This window comes from Rhodococcus oxybenzonivorans, assembly GCF_003130705.1.
GTDB classification, from domain to species: domain Bacteria; phylum Actinomycetota; class Actinomycetes; order Mycobacteriales; family Mycobacteriaceae; genus Rhodococcus_F; species Rhodococcus_F oxybenzonivorans.
In genome coordinates, this window is sequence record NZ_CP021354.1 from 3,329,013 (window position 1) to 3,347,056 (window position 18,044).

Here is an 18,044-nt window from a genome sequence, read left to right on the forward strand (position 1 = left end):
CATGCGCAGCCGCTATCTCGACCAGCCGGGGGCCGATGCGGCACTACGCCTGTTCTGCTTCCATCACGCCGGTGGCGGGTCGTCGATGTACCGCCCCTGGCATCGTGCACTCCATCCCTACGCCTCGGTGTGGCCCGTGCAGCTGCCCGGCCGGGAGGGCCGCGCCGGAGAAACTCGATTCGTCGACCTCGAGTCACTCCTCACCGACCTGGAGTCCGAACTCGACGACGCCCTGACGGTTCCGCATCTCTTCTTCGGACACAGCCTGGGCGCGCTCGTGGCCTATCGGCTGGCCTGCCGGCGTCGATCCCGGCATCGTCTCCTGCCCAGGGCCCTGCTGCTGTCGGGGTACGGGGCGCCGCACCTTCCCGCACCGTTCCCGCCGGTCGACAGCCTGGACGACACCATCTTGATCCAGTTCCTCCGCGATGTGGGTGGTGTGCCGGCCGAGTTCCTGGACTGGCCCGATTGGGTGCGGCACTGGCTTCCGGTGGTGCGCGACGATCTGCGCGTCTGTTGCAACTACGTCGACCCCGGTGACCCGCCGCTCGAATGCCCGATGCATCTCTTCGGGGCGGACGCCGATCCGCTCGTCAACGAACACGACCTGCACGCCTGGAACCGTCACACCACACAACCGTGCGAGGTACAGATTCTCGCGGGCGACCACTTCTACCTCACGCAGTCCCCCGAACAGCTGTTCCGTCTGCTGCGGCCGTTGCTGCGGCGCTACGCCCTGGTGACCGGCCGTGACGAAGCGGTAACGTCGTGCTGAGGCGCCTCGCCACCCTCATCGTGTCCTTCCCGCGCCGCGTCCTGACAGTCGCGGTGGCCCTGCTCGTACTGTCCGCAATCTTCGGGGCGGGGGTGTCCGAGCACCTGAAAGTGGGCGGCTTCGACGACCCGGGCTCAGAGTCCGCGCAAGCGGAGCAATTCCTCGAGGCGGAGTTCGGCACCGCGAGTCCGAATCTGGTGCTCCAGGTCACGGCGCGCAGCGGCGACGTGAACACCCCGGACGTCGCCGCAGCCGCACAACAAGTGCGACGGTCGATCACATCGGAACCGGACATCACCGAAGTGGCCTCCTACTGGGTGGCGAATTCCCCTGAGCTCCGCAGCAACGACGGACGCTCGGCTCTGTTGCTGCTGCACGTCGGGGGCAACCCGGAGCAGGCGGCGCGGCGCACCCACACGCTCGTCGAGGCATTGCCCTCCGACGACCCGTCGATCGAGGTGGTGGCCGGCGGCAAGCTGGGCCTCGCCGACGCCATCGAGCAGCAGGTCGCCGACGATCTCCTCCTGGCCGAATCGATCGCCGTTCCGGCAACACTCGTCCTCCTCGTGGTGGCGTTCGGCAGCGTGGTGGCCGCGCTCCTGCCGTTGACGCTGGGGGTCATCTCGATCCTCGTGACGATGGTGGTGCTCTTCGGCCTCGCCCAGATCACCGACGTCTCGGTGTACGCGCTCACCGTGGCCACCGCGTTCGGGCTGGGCCTGGCGATCGACTTCGGATTGCTCCTGGTCTCTCGGTTTCGTGAAGAACGAGCCGCCGGCAGCGATCCGCAGGAAGCGGTCGTCGACACAGTGACGACCGCCGGGCGCACCATCGTCTTCAGCGCCGCGACAGTCATGGTCGCGATGACCGGAATGCTGGTGTTCCCCACCTACTTCCTGCGATCGGTCGGTCTGGCCGCGATGGCGGTGGTCGCCGTTGCGGCGCTGGGCGCCGTCGTGGTGTTACCCGCGCTGCTCGCTGTGCTCGGAACCCGGGTAGACCGGCTGACGGTGTTCCGACGAAAGAAGACACCGGCATCCGACTCGCTGTTCTGGCGGCGAACCGCGGCTGCCGTCACCCGTAGACCGGTGCGAACAGCGCTTCCCGTCGTCGCACTCCTGCTGGTGCTGGGAATCCCGTTCCTCCACGCGCAGTATGCGACACCGGACGAGCGCGCCCTGCCCAGCGGGTCGGCGGCCCGCCAGGTCACCGTCGACATCCGAGAGAACTATTCCGCCGGCGGCGCCGACGCCGTGACGGTGACAACCCCACAGGACGGAAGGGCGCTCGAGCCACTCGCCCGGGAGATCTCCACCATGACCGACGTCGCCCGGGTCGACGGCGTATTCGGCCGCTACGAGGGGGGGAATCTCGTCCTCGGCCCGGGACCTGCGAGCGCTCGGTTCGCGGCGGGAGAGGCCGGTTTCCTGCTCGTGCAGCCCGCGGTCGGCGCACAGTCGGACGCCGCGCAGGACTTGGTCCGCGCGATCAGAGAGCTGCCCGCGGTAACCGGAGACGACCTTGCGGTAGGCGGACCCACCGCCACGCTCATCGACAGTCGCACCGCCATCATGGACCGGCTACCCCTGGCCATCGGTCTGATGGCGGTCGCGACTTTCGTGCTGCTGTTCTTGTTCACCGGCAGCGTCATCCTGCCGCTGAAGGCGTTGGTGCTCAACGTATTCACACTGTCGGCCGTCGTCGGTGCGATGGTATGGGTGTTCCAGGACGGCCACCTCGCCTGGCTCACCGGCGCGACACCCGCCCCATTGAACATCGGCATGGTGGTGCTGTTGTGCTGCATCGCCTTCGCGCTGTCCGTGGACTACGAAATCTTCCTACTCAGCCGCATCAAGGAAGCCCACGACGCCGGCGCGAATACCACCGAGGCGACCGTCGAGGGACTCGGCCGTGTCGGGCGGATCGTCAGCAGCGCGGCGGCACTGCTCACCGTGACGCTGCTGTCGTTCTCCACTGGTCTGTCGTTCATGCAGATGTTCGGGATCGGCACCGCGCTCGCCATCATCGTGGATGCCACACTGATCCGCGGTGTCCTGGTACCGGCGTTCATGCAGATCGCCGGCGACCTGAACTGGTGGGCGCCGCGCCCGCTGCGGTGGGTGCATGCCCGCATCGGGCTGAGCGACACCCCGGGGTCCGGTCCGCCCGAGGTCACCGATCCTGCGGCGGCACCGGCGGCGGAAGCTGTCCCGGCGCCGCACTCGACCCGAGCGAATGTTCCTCGGCCCCACCAATCTTCGTGAGCGGACCGTCGACGGGCTGACGCGCCTCCACCTCTGCGGCGCGCACCGCCTGGGCAATGGCCGGGTCGGACTTGGTTTCGAACCACTCGGCGACCTCGTTGGAGTCGTCCTCCGGCTTCGGTAGATCCTCGTCCGCCGCGGACGGCTCGTACCGGAACACGCCGTCCTGGCCCTGAGCTCCGAGGGTCTTCGCGAATCCCTTGAGCGCGTCACCGAAGTCGCTGGGCACCAACCACACCTTGTTCGCGTCGCCCTGCGCCATCTGCGGCAGCGTCTGCAGATACTGGTACGCAAGCAGCTCGGGGGTCGGTTTCCCCGCCTTGATCGCGGCGAACACCTTCTCGATGGCCTTCGCCTGACCCTGCGCCTGAAGGTATTTGGCCGCCCGTTCACCCTGGGCGCGCAAGATCCGGGACTGCCGCTCCCCCTCAGCGGTGAGAATCGACGCCTGCTTGGCGCCCTCCGCAGCGAGGATGCGGGACTGCTTGTCGCCCTCGGCGGTCTTGATGGCCGACTCGCGGTGTCCCTCGGCCGTCAGAATGGTGGCCCGCTTCTCGCGGTCCGCCTTCATCTGCTTCTCCATCGACTCCTGAATCGAGGGTGGCGGATCGATACTCTTGAGCTCGACTCGGGCGACCCGAAGCCCCCACCGGCCGGTGGCCTCGTCGAGCACACCCCGTAGCTGCCCGTTGATCGAGTCGCGTGACGTCAGCGTCTCTTCCAGAGTCATGCCACCGACGACGTTGCGGAGCGTGGTGGTGGTCAGCTGTTCGACACCGACGATGTAGTTGCTGATCTCGTACACCGCGGCCTGCGGATTGGTGACCTGGAAGTACACCACCGTGTCGATGGACAGCGTCAGGTTGTCCTGGGTGATCACCGGCTGCGGCGGAAACGACACCACGCGCTCGCGCAGATCCACCTTTGCCCGGACGCGGTCCGCGAACGGGATGAGGAACGTCAACTGTCCCGACACCGTCCTCGAATACCGGCCGAGCCGCTCGATCACTGCGGCCTCGGCCTGCGGCACCAGAGCCACCGATTTCGCCACCACCAGGGCGACGAACAATACGAGCACGACCAACACGATGAGTGCTGCCATCTACGGTCCCCTCCACACGACGGCGGTAGCGCCGTCTATTTGCATCACCGTCACGGTCGTTCCCGGTGGATATACCTCGGTGCTGTCGAGCGGACGCGCAGTCCACACGTCACCGCCGAGCTTGATCTGTCCCGCGTGCTCCGCGACTTCCTCGAGAACCAGCGCCTGTCTACCGGTGAGCGCCTCGATCCCCATCGGCGTCGACGGCGGGGTCGCGAACCTACGCAACAACACCGGCCGCACTCCGAGGATCAGCACGAGAGACAGAACGCCGAACAACACCGCATCGACCCACACGGGGAAGTCGGTGACTGCGGTGACCCCGGCCGTGGCGAGAGCACCGCCGGCCAGCATGAGGAGGAAGAAGTCCCCCGTCAATGCTTCCGCTGCAGCGAGCAGGACACCCGCCACCAGCCAAATCAATGCAGCCACAACACCATCTAACCAGAACCCGGGTGTGAGGCGGTGACGAAGTCGACCAGCTGTTCGACCGCCCCGATCAGCGGGGCTTCGAGGTCACGGAAACTGTCGACCGCCGAATAGACCCGACGCCAGCCGTCGCGCGGCGTGCCCCAGCCCAACTCCCGGCAGACCCCGGTCTTCCAGTCCTCACCGCGCGGGATCTTCGGCCATGCCTCGATCCCGACCGCGCTGGGACGCACCGCCTCCCACACGTCGATGAAGGGATGCCCCGTCACCAGCACATTCGGGCCGAGTCCCGTCGTCAGCTGTGTCTCCTTCGACCCGGTCACCAGATGGTCGACCAGAACGCCGACGCGCCGGCCGGGCCCGGGCCGGAACTCTGCCAGCCGTTCCGCGAGATTGTCCAAGCCCTCGAGATGCTCGACGACGACACCCTCGACGCGCAGGTCGTGGCCCCACACCCGCTCGACGAGTGCCGCGTCGTGGACACCCTCCACCCAGATCCGGCTGGCCAGCGCGGTGCGGGCCCGCAGCCCTTCGACTTTGGTCGATCCCGACGCCGACCTCGTTCGCGCGGGCCCGGCCGGCTTCGCCGCGGGGCGCACCAACGTGACCGGTTTCCCGTCGATCAGGAACGCGGCTTCCCGCATCGCGAACAACCGGGTACGCCGCGCTCCATCCTCGAGCCGGACGAAGTCACCGTCGTAGGTTCGCTCGAACCCCACCACCGCCCCGCAGAACCCGGTGCCCGCATCCTCGACCACCAGATCACGTTCGGCGGGCACCGTGGGCGTCACCGGCTTCCTGGTCCGCGGGTGTCCGGAAAAGATGTCGCCGTATCTGTCGCCTCCGCTCACGGGCGCTGACGCTATGCCAGAGGTGCCGTTACACACACCCCGCCACGCCGACATATGCTCGTTTATCGTGACTTCACCCAGCGCCACTCTCACCGTGTGGGCCAGTTCCTGGCTCGCCGGGAACAGTGCACCCGACGACGTCATCGACGCACTGCATGCGTGGGCGCCGATGCATCTGGTCTGCGCGGGTGACCATGTGACGGCCGGCCGCACCGGCCTGCCCTGGCCCGACCCGCAGGACCGGGGTGCCGCGGCGTTGTTGCAGACGATCCGCCGCGCCGTCTCCGAGCCGGACACCGAGATCCGGCTCGTTCTACCCGGCCCGGGCGACGTGCGCGGCATCCCCGCAGGAACCACCTTCGCGGCCGCAGCGGTCAGTGCCGGCGAAGGCATTCTCATCGGGCCTCAGGGCCGTCTCGGAACGGGTCTGGTACCCCAGGTGGAAGGACCCGACGTGCTGCGCTGGACTGTCTCCTGCCTCGAACAGCTCCCCGTCGACGCTCATCACACGGGTCTCGGGGAGGCCGAGTTCACCATGCGGGAAACGGTGCGCGACGCCGCGGCAGCGCTCGAAACCCTGCACATGCTCGATTCCGGCTTCGGCGCCGACCCGCGCGCCCTCATCGCGGATGCGTTGGCCGAGTCGGCGTTGCACCGGTACCCGGCCACCATCCCGGCGCGCGCCCTCCGAATCCTGGACTCCGCGGATCAGGTGGCGGCCATCCTCACCGTCGCCGAGCAGATGGCGCCGGCCCGGACCGTCACCGCATCGGCCGCAGCCTCCCTCGAGGACCTGCTTCGTCCACTGCGTTCCGCCGTGCGTTCGGCCCGCACCGCCGCAATCAATGCGTGTGCGCGGGACGCCCGGCCGGCCTAACCACGGCCTTGCAGCAGTCGACAGCACAAGACCTGCCGTCGGAAGTGGAACCGAGGAGCGGTTCGGTACCGAGACGCCGGGCCGGTCTACCGTCGAGGTGCTCGCCCATCAGCTCCAGCACGAGTTCGGCGAAACGAGGATCCGTACCCGGAGTCGCCGCGCGCACGAAGTCGATACCCACGTCGGCCGCCTTCTCGCGGGCCTCGGTGTCGAGGTCCCACACGACCTCGAGATGGTCCGACACGAAACCCACGGGGCAATTGATGACCGAACGCACTCCCCGGGCTGCCAGAGCCTCGAGGTGATCACAGATATCCGGCTCGAGCCACGGCACCTGGGGTGGGCCGGACCGGGACTGCCACACCAGGTCGAAGTCACCGAAGCCGGCGGCGTGCGCAATCAGCCGTGCCGCCTCGGCCACCTGCCTGCTGTACAGATTGCCGCCCTCGTCGGGAGGGCCGGCGTTGGCATCCGCGGCGGCAGGTACCGAATGCGCCGTGAAGACCAGACGGGCGCCGGCGCGGGTTTCGGCCGGAAGCTGCGTGGTCACCTCCCGCACCGCGTCGGCGAACGCGTCGATCAGGAGGGGATGGTCGTAGTACTGGCGCAGTTTCACCAAGCGAGGTGCCGCGTCCCCGAAGGCGGCGCGCGCCCGTGCGATGTCCTCGTGATACTGACGGCAACCCGAATACCCTCCCCACGCCGACGTGGGAAACACCAATGCCGACCGGACACCGTCCGCGGCCATCTGCGCCACCGTGTCCTCGACCATCGGATGCCAGTTGCGGTTCCCGAAATAGACGGGCAGATCGACACCGGCTTCGGACAGCGCCGCCTCGACCCGGGCGATGATGTCGCGATTGAGCGCGTTGATCGGCGACACACCGCCGAAGTGATGGTAGTGCTCGGCCACCGCGTCGAGCCGCTCCGGCGGCACTCCCCTTCCCCGGGTCACATTCTCGAGGAAGGGGCGCACGTCCTCAGGCTTTTCGGGACCGCCGAACGACAACACGAGAAGGGCATCGAACTCTGTTTCCCGTTTCTGGACCATGGTGCCAATCCTGCGCGCTGCCGTCGGTGACCCTTACTGCGGGTCCTGCTATCCGGCCATCGCGTGGGCGCCGCCGTCGACGTAGATGATCGACGCCGTGGTGCCGGGCAGCCAGTCGGACAGGACAGTGCACACGGTCTTCGCGACCGGCTCCGGATCGTCGACGTTCCAGCCGATCGGCGCCCGCTCGGACCAGGCGGTGTTCAACTTGTTCATCTCTTCGGCCGGTCCGGTGGCGGTGCCGGCGATCGCCTTGGCGGCGAGCGTCTTGATCGGTCCTGCGGCGACCAGGTTGGAGCGAATTCCGCGCTCGCCCACCTCCTTGGCCACATAGCGGTTGACCGACTCGAGCGTCGCCTTCGCCACACCCATCCAGTTGTAGAACGGCACGGCCCGCGCCGGGTCGAAATCCATGCCGACGATCGACGCGCCGTCGTTCAGCACAGGAAGCAGCGCCTTGGCCACCGACGCGTACGAGTAGGCGGACACCTCGAAAGCGACCCCGACGTCCGACCACGGTGCATCGAAGAACGGGCTACCCAGGCAGGACCGCGGCGCAAAGGCGATGGAGTGCACCACACCGTCGATGCCCTCCGGGGCGAGTTCGCGAACCCGGTCGGCGAGCGACTCGAGGTGAGCGGGGTCCTGCACGTTCAGTTCGACGGCCGGCGGCACCGGCTGCGGCAGGCGCTGCGCGATGCGGTCGATCAACCGGAGACGGTCGAACCCGGTGATGATCACCTTCGCGCCCTGCTCCTGCGCCACCTTCGCCACGTGAAAGGCGATGGACGCGTCGGTGATGATGCCGGTGACGAGAATGGTCTTACCTTCGAGCAATCCGCCCATGAGGTGTCCTCCTGTAGGAAAAGTCCGGGAAGTGAAGTGGGTGGGTCAGTGACCCATGCCCAGGCCGCCGTCGACGGGGATGACCGCTCCGGACACGTAGGCCGAATCGTCGGATGCCAGGAAGCTGACCACCGCGGCCACGTCCTCCGGCTGGCCGACGCGCTGCAGCGGGATGGCCTGCACGGCCATGTCCCGGTACTTGTCCTCCATCGCTGCCGTCATGTCGGTGTCGATGAACCCCGGGGCGACCACGTTCGCGGTGATCGATCGAGAACCCAACTCGCGGGTGAGGGACCGCGCGATGCCGACCACACCGGCCTTCGAGGCCGCATAGTTCACCTGGCCGGGTCCGCCCGCGAGACCGACGACGGAACCCAGGAACACGAAACGGCCCCACCGCGCCCGCAGCATCGACCGGGTAGCCCGCTTGGCAACCCGGAACGCACCGGTGAGGTTGGCATCCACGACACTCGTGAACTGCTCCTCCGACATCCGCATGATGAGGGTGTCGTCGGTGATCCCCGCGTTCGCGACCAGTACCTCTACCGGACCCTGATGCTCCTCCACTTCCTTGAAGGCGCGATCGATCGACTCGGCGTCGGTGACATCGCACTGAACGGCGAAGAGCCCGTCGGGCGCACCCGAACCGCGGTGCGTGACGGCGACCTTGTGGCCGTCCGCCGCGAGACGCTGCGCGACGGCGAGACCGATCCCGCGGTTACCGCCGGTGACCAGCACCGAGCGAGGAGAGGACACCGTCCTTACCGACGAGTCAGTAGATTCTGGGTTAGACATGGAGAACAACCTATCTGTTCGAAATCGCTGGAAGAAAACGCCGGTCCGAATGGAACGTCAGGGCAGGCGTTGACGCAGAACAAGTGCAAGGATCAGCCCGGCGGTCGCCGACAGGACCCCGAGAACCAGCCAGGGCCGGCTGGCATCGCCACGGGTGGTCTCGAATCCGATCTGTTCCTCGAGGGTGTCGTAGACGTCACGCAACTCCTCGAGGCTGGACGCGGTGAAGAAGCTTCCCCCGGACAGGGAAGCGATCTCCCGCAAAGATGGGTCGTCGACCGGCACCGGAATCCGCTCGTCCTCGATCTCGACCTTGCCGTAGCTCGTCCCGAAGGAGATGGTCGAAATCGGCACGTCCTTCTCCTTGGCCTGGCGTGCCGCAGTGAAACCGCCGCGGGGATCGTCCGGATTCTCGGGCACCGTCTGCTTACCGTCCGACAGCAGCACTATGCGGGCAGGCGGGGCCTGATCGCTGCCGCCGAGCACCGCTGCCAACGTCTCGATCGACTGCAGCGACGTGAAGATCGCCTCCCCCGTCGCGGTGCGCTCACTCAACTGCAGATTGTCGATGGCAACCTTCGTCGCTTCCCGATTGGTCGTCGGCGAGACGAGCACCGACGCCGTACCCGCGAAGGCAACGAGACCCAGGTTGATGCCCGGGGTCAGGCCGTCGGCGAACGACTTCGCCGCATCCTGGGCCGCGGCCAACCGGGTCGGTTCCACATCTGTTGCCTTCATCGAGAGCGAGACGTCGATGACGAGAATCACGGTGGCCCGGTTACGCGGAACCCGCTTGTCCTCGGTGGGTCCGGCGAGCGCGACGCTGAAGAACACCAGCGCCAGCACCATCAGCAACGCCGGAATGTGGCGAATGCGGCCGGGTCTGGACGGAGCCACCTTCTCGAGCAAGGCAAAGTTCGTGAACCGCAGGGTGTGCTTGTGCCGTTGCCGCTGCACCCACACATACCCGGCCACCAACGCAGCCACGACGAGGAGGAAGAGCAGCCACCACGGCGAGGTGAATTGAGAAAGGCTCACCGGCGAGCCCTCTGCGTCGTCGCGGTTCCGAAACTGTGCTTACGCGCCGAGACGAACCGGACGACGTCCGCGATCCAGTCCCGGTCCGTCCGCAGACTGAGCACCGGTGCGCCGCAACGTCGCAACGATTGCTGCACCTGCAGGCGATGTTCTTCCGCAGCCCGCGCGAAATCGGCGCGGAGCTGCGGTGTGATCGAGAATTCGCGGGTCCGTCCGGACTCCGGATCGTGCAGCACTACATCCCCTATGTCGGGTAGTTCCAGATCTCTCGGATCGAGCACCTCCACGCCGAGGACGTCATGGCGGCCCGAGATTGCCCGCAGTGACCGTTCCCAGTCGATCGGCCCCAGAAAGTCGCTGATGACGACGGCGAGGCCTCGGCGCCGCTGAGGCCGGCGCAGCGACTCCACCGCGCTCTGCAAGTCGCCCCGGACACCGTCCGGGGCGTGCGGGGTGGTCGCGATCTGCCGCAGCATGGCCTGGGCGTGAATGCGGCCACCGCGTGCAGGAATGCGGGTGGTCTGCGCACCGGTGGCCACGATGGCACCGACCCGGTTGCCCCCACCACTGGTCAAGTGGGTGACAGCCGCCGCAGCTGCCACGACGAGGTCCCGTTTCTCGCACCCGGCCGTGCCGAAGTCGAGGCTCGAGGATAGGTCGATCACCATCCACGTCTCGAGTTCCCGGTCGGCCACCGACTGGCGAACATGCGGATGCGTGGTCCGCGCGGTGACCGACCAGTCCATCTGGCGGACGTCGTCGCCGGGCTGGTATTCGCGGGCATCACCCGGTTCGGAGCCCGGGCCGGGAATCAGACCGAGATGATCCCCGTGCAGCACCCCGTCGAGGCGTCGACGAACGGTGAGCTCCAAGGTTCGCAGCGCGGCGGACAGTTTCGGGTCACGCAGCTCGCCGGAACGAAAGGACGGCGGTGGACCGGCGCTCTGCGCACCCGCAGTACGCGCACTCACCGTGGCTGGCTCATTGCCGTCGGTCCGGGCACCGACGCAACCGGACCGGGTCCGGGATGCCCGGCCGGAGCGACCTGCGCAGTGGGCTGAGCGGCGATCTGCGGGAGCCCCACGGTCTGCAGAACCCGTGAGATGACGTCGTCCGGGGACACCTCGTCCGCCAGGGCGTCGTAGGACAGAACGAGGCGGTGACGCAGCACGTCCGGAATGACCTCCAAAACGTCCTGCGGCACGACGTAGTCACGCCCCCGCAGAAGTGCCAGTGCGCGCGCCGACGAGATGATGCCGAGAGTGGCACGCGGCGACGCTCCATACGCGATCCAGCCGTCGACATCGGCGAGGCCGAACTGTGCCGGGGTACGGGTGGCCGCGATCACCCGGACGACGTAGTCGACGAGCGCATGATGCACGAACACACCACTGGCCACCTTCTGCAGACGGACCAATTCCTCGGGATCGAGGACCTGTTGCGGCTCCGGCGCCGCGACACCCATGCGGTAGACGATTTCGCGCTCCTCCTCCACCGAGGGGTAGTCGACGAGAATCTTGAAGAGGAACCGGTCGCGCTGCGCCTCCGGCAGCGGATAGACACCCTCGTTCTCGATCGGGTTCTGGGTGGCCATCACCAGGAAGGGGTCCGGCATGTGGTACCGCTTGCCACCGATCGAGACGTGCCGCTCCGCCATGACCTCGAGAAGGGCCGACTGCACCTTCGCGGGCGCCCGGTTGATCTCGTCGGCGAGTACGAAATTGGCGACGACCGGACCGAGTTCGGTGTCGAACTCCTCCCGGCCCTGCCGGTAGATGCGCGTACCGATGAGGTCGGTGGGCACGAGATCGGGCGTGAACTGGACGCGCGAGAAGGAACCGCCGACCACCTTCGCGAACGTCTCGACGGCGAGCGTCTTCGCGACTCCCGGCACACCTTCGAGGAGCACGTGCCCCTTGGCGAGCAGACCGACGAGGATCCGCTCCACCAACCGGTCCTGACCCACGATCACCCGCTTGACCTCGTAGATCGCGCGTTCCAACGTCTGAACGTCCGCGGCGAGGCTGGGCGCGACGGCGTTTGCCGCAGTCTTCGGGGCGGCGTTCTGCACGGATGCACTCGCCGCGCTGGGAGCGGTCTGAGGGCCCGACCCATTGGCCGTGCCACCATTCTTTACTCCGTCCGGCGACGCTTTCGCGAGCGTCTCCTTCCGGGCTGCGCCCTCCGATACCGCATCATCACGTGAGGTCACCAAGAATCCACCGCTTTCACCTAGATCGTTCCGCCCGTTCACGTACTTGCTCAACTATTCCAGGTGCAAGCAACCCCCGCCGCAACCAAGCACGATCCGCACTGCGAACTACTTCGTCGACACCATGGCTTACGAGACCATACGCACAGCGTAGGGGGTCATGCCATCCCACCGCACGGGCGAAATCCGGACGGTGGATCCGGACTGCGGAGCCTCGAGCATTTCGTTGTCACCGAGGTACAGGGCGACGTGCTGACTGGCGTTGGGGCCGTAGAAGATCATGTCGCCGCGCTGCATCTCCTCCGAGGGCACCTGTTCACCGGCCGTGTACTGGTACCCCGTGTAGTGCGGCAATGAAATCCCGATGCCCGCGAATGCATAGATCATCAGACCCGAGCAGTCGAAACCCACCTTGTTGAAATCGCCGTAACTGTCGGCGACACCCCCGTCGCGAATGCCTTTGGTGGGCCCGTTCTCGTCGCCGCCCCCCCACGCGTACTCGACACCGATCTGGGAAAGCCCCCGGTCGATCACCGTCTCGATCGCGGCGCTGCCGGTAAGGCCGGAGCCACTGTTCGAGGACTCGCTGTCGGACTCGTCAGTCGTGGTCTCTTCGTCGTACTCGCCAGTCGACGTCTCGTCGTCGGCGGAGTAGTCCTCGCCCTCCTCGGTCGAGTCCTCCTCGATGGCGGTATGCGCCCGCTGACCGGCGGCGAGGGCCGCTGCGCGTTCGCGCGCCGCTTCGTTGGCCGCCACCCGGGCGGCGGCCTGTGCGGCCGCCTCACGGGCCGCCGCGGCGACAGCTGCCCTCTGAGCTTCCTCGGCCCGCCGCTGCTCGTCCCACGCCGCGTAGGCCTCACGCTGGCCTTGCAGTCCTGCGACGCTGCCGCGAGCCGCTTCCAACTGGGCCTGTGCGGATGCTCGTTCGCTTTCGATCTGCGCCTTCTTGGCTGCCTGATCTTGCAAGGCCGCCCGGGCGATGGCGATGGCCTGCTCGGCAAGTGACTTCTTCGCCTCGGCCTGCTCGGCTGCGACATCCGCCTGCTGCTTCGCCTCGCGGGCCGAGGAGTCCCTGTTCGCCTGCTCCGTCCGCGCCCTCTGCAGTCCTTCGAGTACGGCGTTCTGGCTCGCTGCCAGAAGCTTCAACACCTGTGCTCGGTCCAGTACGTCGCCGGGTCCCTTCGCTCCGAGATAGGTCGAGATCGACGAGACGTTGGTGCCCTGGGTGTAGCTCGACCGGGCGTACTTGTCGAAGTCCTTCTGGGCGAGTTCGATCTGCGCGCCCGCGTCGCGCAGTGCCTGCTGTGACGCCCCGACGACCCGCGCCGCAAGGTCGGCGGCACCGCGCGCGTTCTGTAGATCCACCAGAGCGCGATTGACGTCTTCCCGTTTGATCGCCACCTCGTTGTCGAGCTGGGCGAGTTGCTGGTCGGCAGAAGCCACCCGGTTGATGAGATCGCTCACCTGCCCGACGCCCGCGGCTACTCGGGCGCCGGCCTGAGCGAGGTCGGAATCGGACGGATTGGGCGGCGGAGGGGGAACCGCGGCCGCCAAGCCCGGAGTGCTTCCCACCAGCGCCGCGACGATGCCCAGCCCGATGAGGAGGCGTACAGCTCGATGTCGCCTGCGGGAGAAGCCACGGTGCCCCAGTCCACCTCGTGCTTGTCGCTTCACAACTCTCTCCCTCGGGTTTGCACCGACCACGCAACCGCGCTTCACGCGAAGTGGCGCGCCGCGCCGTGCTCGTTGGGGGGAAGGAGATCCGGCAAGACACATCGTTTCCGTGACTCGGACGACACCGATCGACACAAAAATTGCCGTCACCAATGACGTCAATGCACCGCCTGCGACACTTCTTCCCCAAGAGCGCCAAATGCACCGTACGACACTTGCGGACTCTATGGAAACTTTAGTCACAAATAACACATGGGTAATTTGACCAGCGGAAATGTGAGAAGAACACGATCGGGGACCGCTGTCGGCCATCGGTGCAGGCAGAGACGATCGAGGCCGCAGCGGATCGAATGCGCCGCCGGGAACAGGTGAATCTATGCGTCCGTCACGGTTTCGGATGCTCGACAGGTGCGGACGTCGACGCGGCGGCGCCACTTCCGTCCCCCGGCGCGGCGTCCGGGGAGGCGCGCCGGCGTGACTTCGCATAGAACGTCGCTGCCGCGGCGACAGCGACAACGGCCACGATCAATGCCGTCATCAGCGCCCACGGGGGTCCGGGCGCGACGATCTCGTCCACGAACTGATCGGCCGCCACCACCGAGTCGCTGGTATAGGTGCGGTCCTGGCCTGATTCGAGCAAGACCCGGCTGATCGAGTCGCTGTACGTTCCGACCCAGCTAGGACTCAGAACGAGAACGGTGCCGCCTTCTTCCTGACCGACCTCGGTCGCGAGGTCGCGTAGTTGCGAGACGCGTTCCGGATCCTCGTCCAGAACCACGATGCTCAGCTCGATGCCGTGATCGGCGGCACGATCGACGACAGCGACGAGGTCGCTCACTTCGTCGGCCGGCGCCGAGACACCGTCATCGGACACATCAGTGACCACGGCCGCCACATCGAGGTCTTCCGGAAGATCCGTCGACAACGGCAGAGCCGTCGGGGCGGGAAATGCGGCACTGGAGGGAAGCACGGTGGCGACTGGGGCAGACATCTCTCATCCGGGTTTGCTGTAGGAACGTGGAGCCTCGCGTGAACACTACGTGAGGACAGGGCGATGTTTCGTTCCATCCGGCTGCACGGCTCGGCGGTGTCTGCTGAGATCGGGAGGTGACGGGAGTTTCCCGCCCCGAATTCTCACAGGACAAGCGTACTGTTAGACTATCGGAGGTACCGCGGTATCAGCCGAGTCCGTTCATCGCTAGCACCACAGCGCGCCCGGATCAGCCTCCCGCAGTGCCTCCAGCCGTCGACACAGCCCCGTCGGCGGCGACCCTCATAGACGAGTGGAGCTGACGTGAGCACGAGTATTGATTCGTTCGGCGCCAAAGGCACCCTCGAGGTCGGTGAGAACTCCTACGAGATCTTCCGCCTCTCGGCCGTGCCCGGTACCGAAAAACTTCCCTATGCACTGAAGGTTCTCGCCGAGAACCTGCTTCGTACCGAGGACGGCGCGAACATCACCGCCGACCACATCCGCGCCATCGCGAGCTGGGACCCGTCGGCTGAGCCGAACGTCGAGATCCAGTTCACGCCTGCCCGCGTGATCATGCAGGACTTCACCGGCGTTCCCTGCATCGTGGACCTCGCCACCATGCGCGAAGCGGTCACCGCACTCGGCGGCGACCCCGACAAGGTGAACCCCCTCGCGCCCGCCGAGATGGTCATCGACCACTCGGTCATCATCGACGTCGCCGGCCGCGCCGACGCCTTCGAGCGCAACGTCGACATCGAATACCAGCGCAACGGTGAGCGCTACCAGTTCCTGCGCTGGGGTCAGGGCGCATTCGACGACTTCAAGGTCGTCCCCCCGGGAACGGGCATCGTCCACCAGGTCAACATCGAGCACCTGGCACGCACCGTCATGGTCCGGAACGGCCAGGCGTACCCCGACACCTGCGTCGGCACCGACTCGCACACCACCATGGTCAACGGCCTGGGCGTGCTGGGCTGGGGCGTCGGCGGCATCGAGGCCGAGGCTGCCATGCTGGGCCAGCCCGTGTCGATGCTGATCCCGCGCGTCGTCGGCTTCAAGCTGACCGGTGAGATCAAGCCGGGCGTCACCGCCACCGACGTGGTCCTCACTGTCACCGACATGCTGCGCAAGCACGGCGTCGTCGGCAAGTTCGTCGAGTTCTACGGCAAGGGTGTGGCCGAGGTTCCCCTCGCCAACCGCGCAACTCTGGGCAACATGAGCCCCGAGTTCGGTTCCACCGCCGCGATCTTCCCGATCGACGCCGAGACCGTCAGCTACCTCCGTCTCACCGGCCGCACCGACGAGCAGCTCGCGCTCGTCGAGGCCTACGCCAAGGAACAGGGCCTGTGGCACGACGCCGACCGTGAGCCCGAGTACTCCGAGTACATCGAACTCGACCTCGGTGACGTGGTCCCATCCATCGCCGGCCCGAAGCGCCCGCAGGACCGGATCCTGCTGTCGGAGTCGAAGACTGCGTTCCGCAAGGACATCCACAACTACGTGGAAGAGAACTACCCCACGGGCCACTCGCAGCTCGACGAGGCCGTCGAGGAGTCGTTCCCCGCGAGCGACCCCGCCGCCCTGTCGTTTGCCGACGACGGTGCCGTCGACGTGCAATCCGCAGCCAACGGGTCCGAGGGACGCCCGAGCAAGCCGATCAAGGTCGTCTCCGAGGAGAAGGGCGAATTCGTCCTCGACCACGGCGCCGTCGTGATCGCCTCGATCACCTCGTGCACCAACACCTCCAACCCGTCGGTCATGCTCGGTGCGGCACTGCTCGCCCGCAACGCCGTCGAGAAGGGGCTGTCCGCCAAGCCATGGGTCAAGACGTCCATGGCCCCCGGTTCGCAGGTCGTCACCGACTACTACAACAAGTCGGGCCTGTGGCCGTACCTCGAGAAGCTCGGCTTCTTCCTGGTCGGTTACGGCTGCGCCACCTGCATCGGTAACTCCGGACCGCTCGACGAGCAGATCTCGCAGGCGATCCAGGACAACGACCTCACCGCCACCGCGGTGCTGTCCGGTAACCGCAACTTCGAGGGACGCATCTCCCCCGACGTGAAGATGAACTACCTCGCGTCTCCCCCGCTGGTCATCGCCTACGCGCTGGCAGGCACCATGGACTTCGACTTCGAGCACGACGCCCTCGGTCAGGACACCGACGGCAACGACGTGTTCCTGAAGGACATCTGGCCCTCCCCCCAGGAGATCCAGGAGACGATCAACTCCTCGATCAGCCAGGAGATGTACGTCAAGGGTTACGCCGACGTCTTCAAGGGTGACGAGCGCTGGCGTGGTCTGCCCACCCCCGAGGGCAAGACCTTCGAGTGGGCTGAGGATTCCACCTACGTGCGGAAGCCACCGTACTTCGACGGAATGCCGAAGGAGCCCACCCCGGTCAGCGACATCAAGGGCGCCCGCGTCCTAGCGTTCCTGGGCGACTCGGTCACCACGGACCACATCTCCCCTGCCGGAAACATCAAGGCGGGAACGCCGGCGTCGCAGTACCTCGACGCGAACGGCATCGACCGTAAGGACTACAACTCCTACGGCTCGCGTCGCGGCAACCACGAGGTCATGATCCGCGGAACGTTCGCGAACATCCGTCTGCGCAACCAGCTCCTCGACGACGTCTCTGGTGGCTACACCCGCGACTTCACCCAGGACGGTGGACCCCAGGCCTTCATCTACGACGCGTCGCAGAACTACCAGGCCGCGGGTATCCCACTCGTCGTCCTGGGCGGCAAGGAGTACGGCTCCGGATCGTCCCGTGACTGGGCGGCCAAGGGCACCAGCCTCCTCGGCGTCAAGGCCGTCATCACCGAGTCGTTCGAGCGCATCCACCGCTCCAACCTCATCGGCATGGGCGTCGTTCCGCTGCAGTTCCCGGCCGGCGAGTCCGCCGCGTCGCTGAAGCTGAACGGCACCGAGGTCTTCGACATCGAAGGCGTCGAGAAGCTCAACGAGGGTGTCACGCCGAAGACCGTCAAGGTCACGGCAACCCGTGAGAACGGCGAAAAGGTCGTCTTCGACGCTGTCGTTCGTATCGACACCCCCGGTGAGGCCGACTACTACCGCAACGGCGGCATCCTGCAGTACGTGCTCCGCAACATGATCAAGAGCTGAGGCGCACTAGGCGCTCCGCGCCTGTGAGCAC

The 18,044-nt window shown here is 66.7% G+C and carries 15 protein-coding genes; 4 read left to right on the plus strand and 11 right to left on the minus strand.

Going from position 1 to position 18,044, the window contains the following annotated elements:
• The first annotated feature begins 1 nt into the window (after position 1).
• The gene (locus CBI38_RS15715; RefSeq protein ID WP_109330169.1) at positions 2 to 775 is read left to right on the plus strand and encodes a thioesterase II family protein; all 774 of its coding nucleotides are present in this window, start codon (positions 2 to 4) and stop codon (positions 773 to 775) included.
• Entirely contained in the window at positions 769 to 3,039 is a 2,271-nt protein-coding gene (locus tag CBI38_RS15720) for an MMPL family transporter (RefSeq protein WP_109330171.1), read from the plus strand. Before CBI38_RS15715 ends, CBI38_RS15720 begins: the two co-directional genes overlap by 7 nt.
• Here the strand turns inward: CBI38_RS15720 and CBI38_RS15725 are convergent.
• From CBI38_RS15725 to CBI38_RS15735, 3 genes are read right to left on the minus strand one after another with little or no spacing between them, the layout of a single operon-like run.
• Positions 2,948 to 4,141: an SPFH domain-containing protein gene (locus tag CBI38_RS15725; RefSeq protein ID WP_109330173.1), complete on the minus strand. Its 1,194-nt coding sequence runs from the start codon at positions 4,139 to 4,141 to the stop codon at positions 2,948 to 2,950. The genes CBI38_RS15720 and CBI38_RS15725 overlap by 92 nt on opposite strands.
• Positions 4,142 to 4,573, minus strand: coding sequence for an NfeD family protein (locus tag CBI38_RS15730; RefSeq protein WP_109330175.1), 432 nt, complete (start codon positions 4,571 to 4,573; stop codon positions 4,142 to 4,144).
• A gap of 8 nt (positions 4,574 to 4,581) precedes the next feature.
• Positions 4,582 to 5,421 (minus strand): DUF3097 domain-containing protein, encoded by an 840-nt coding sequence (locus tag CBI38_RS15735; protein ID WP_109335124.1) that lies wholly within the window; start codon positions 5,419 to 5,421, stop codon positions 4,582 to 4,584.
• A gap of 67 nt (positions 5,422 to 5,488) precedes the next feature.
• Between CBI38_RS15735 and CBI38_RS15740 the strand changes: the two genes are divergently transcribed.
• Positions 5,489 to 6,298, plus strand: a complete 810-nt coding sequence (locus CBI38_RS15740) for a hypothetical protein (RefSeq protein WP_109330177.1) — start codon at positions 5,489 to 5,491, stop codon at positions 6,296 to 6,298.
• Here the strand turns inward: CBI38_RS15740 and CBI38_RS15745 are convergent.
• The 8 genes from CBI38_RS15745 to CBI38_RS15780 all read right to left on the minus strand — a co-directional run bounded on the left by CBI38_RS15745 (position 6,264) and on the right by CBI38_RS15780 (position 14,905).
• Complete coding sequence (locus tag CBI38_RS15745) at positions 6,264 to 7,349, minus strand: ferrochelatase (RefSeq protein ID WP_109330179.1); 1,086 nt, start codon at positions 7,347 to 7,349, stop codon at positions 6,264 to 6,266. The genes CBI38_RS15740 and CBI38_RS15745 overlap by 35 nt on opposite strands.
• Positions 7,350 to 7,397: 48 nt before the next feature.
• On the minus strand, positions 7,398 to 8,195 hold the full coding sequence (gene inhA, locus CBI38_RS15750; protein WP_109330181.1) for an NADH-dependent enoyl-ACP reductase InhA: 798 nt from the start codon (positions 8,193 to 8,195) through the stop codon (positions 7,398 to 7,400).
• A 45-nt stretch (positions 8,196 to 8,240) separates the two neighbouring features.
• Complete coding sequence (gene fabG1 / locus CBI38_RS15755) at positions 8,241 to 8,990, minus strand: 3-oxoacyl-ACP reductase FabG1 (protein WP_109330183.1); 750 nt, start codon at positions 8,988 to 8,990, stop codon at positions 8,241 to 8,243.
• A 57-nt stretch (positions 8,991 to 9,047) separates the two neighbouring features.
• On the minus strand, positions 9,048 to 10,028 hold the full coding sequence (locus CBI38_RS15760) for a VWA domain-containing protein (protein WP_109330185.1): 981 nt from the start codon (positions 10,026 to 10,028) through the stop codon (positions 9,048 to 9,050).
• Complete coding sequence (locus CBI38_RS15765) at positions 10,025 to 10,999, minus strand: DUF58 domain-containing protein (RefSeq protein ID WP_109330187.1); 975 nt, start codon at positions 10,997 to 10,999, stop codon at positions 10,025 to 10,027. The genes CBI38_RS15760 and CBI38_RS15765 overlap by 4 nt, the downstream gene beginning before the upstream one ends.
• Positions 10,996 to 12,240 carry an AAA family ATPase gene (locus tag CBI38_RS15770; protein WP_109335125.1) on the minus strand — a complete coding sequence of 415 codons (1,245 nt, stop codon included), beginning with the start codon at positions 12,238 to 12,240 and terminating at the stop codon, positions 10,996 to 10,998. Before CBI38_RS15770 ends, CBI38_RS15765 begins: the two co-directional genes overlap by 4 nt.
• Positions 12,241 to 12,369: 129 nt before the next feature.
• The gene (locus CBI38_RS15775) at positions 12,370 to 13,890 is read right to left on the minus strand and encodes an NlpC/P60 family protein (protein ID WP_230990240.1); all 1,521 of its coding nucleotides are present in this window, start codon (positions 13,888 to 13,890) and stop codon (positions 12,370 to 12,372) included.
• Positions 13,891 to 14,299: 409 nt separating this feature from the next.
• Complete coding sequence (locus CBI38_RS15780) at positions 14,300 to 14,905, minus strand: Rv1476 family membrane protein (RefSeq protein WP_230989854.1); 606 nt, start codon at positions 14,903 to 14,905, stop codon at positions 14,300 to 14,302.
• Between the two features lie 303 nt (positions 14,906 to 15,208).
• Here CBI38_RS15780 and acnA point away from each other — a divergent pair, with 303 nt between their 5' ends.
• Entirely contained in the window at positions 15,209 to 18,013 is a 2,805-nt protein-coding gene (gene acnA, locus CBI38_RS15785; protein WP_109330191.1) for an aconitate hydratase AcnA, read from the plus strand.
• Positions 18,014 to 18,044: the final 31 nt, after the last annotated feature.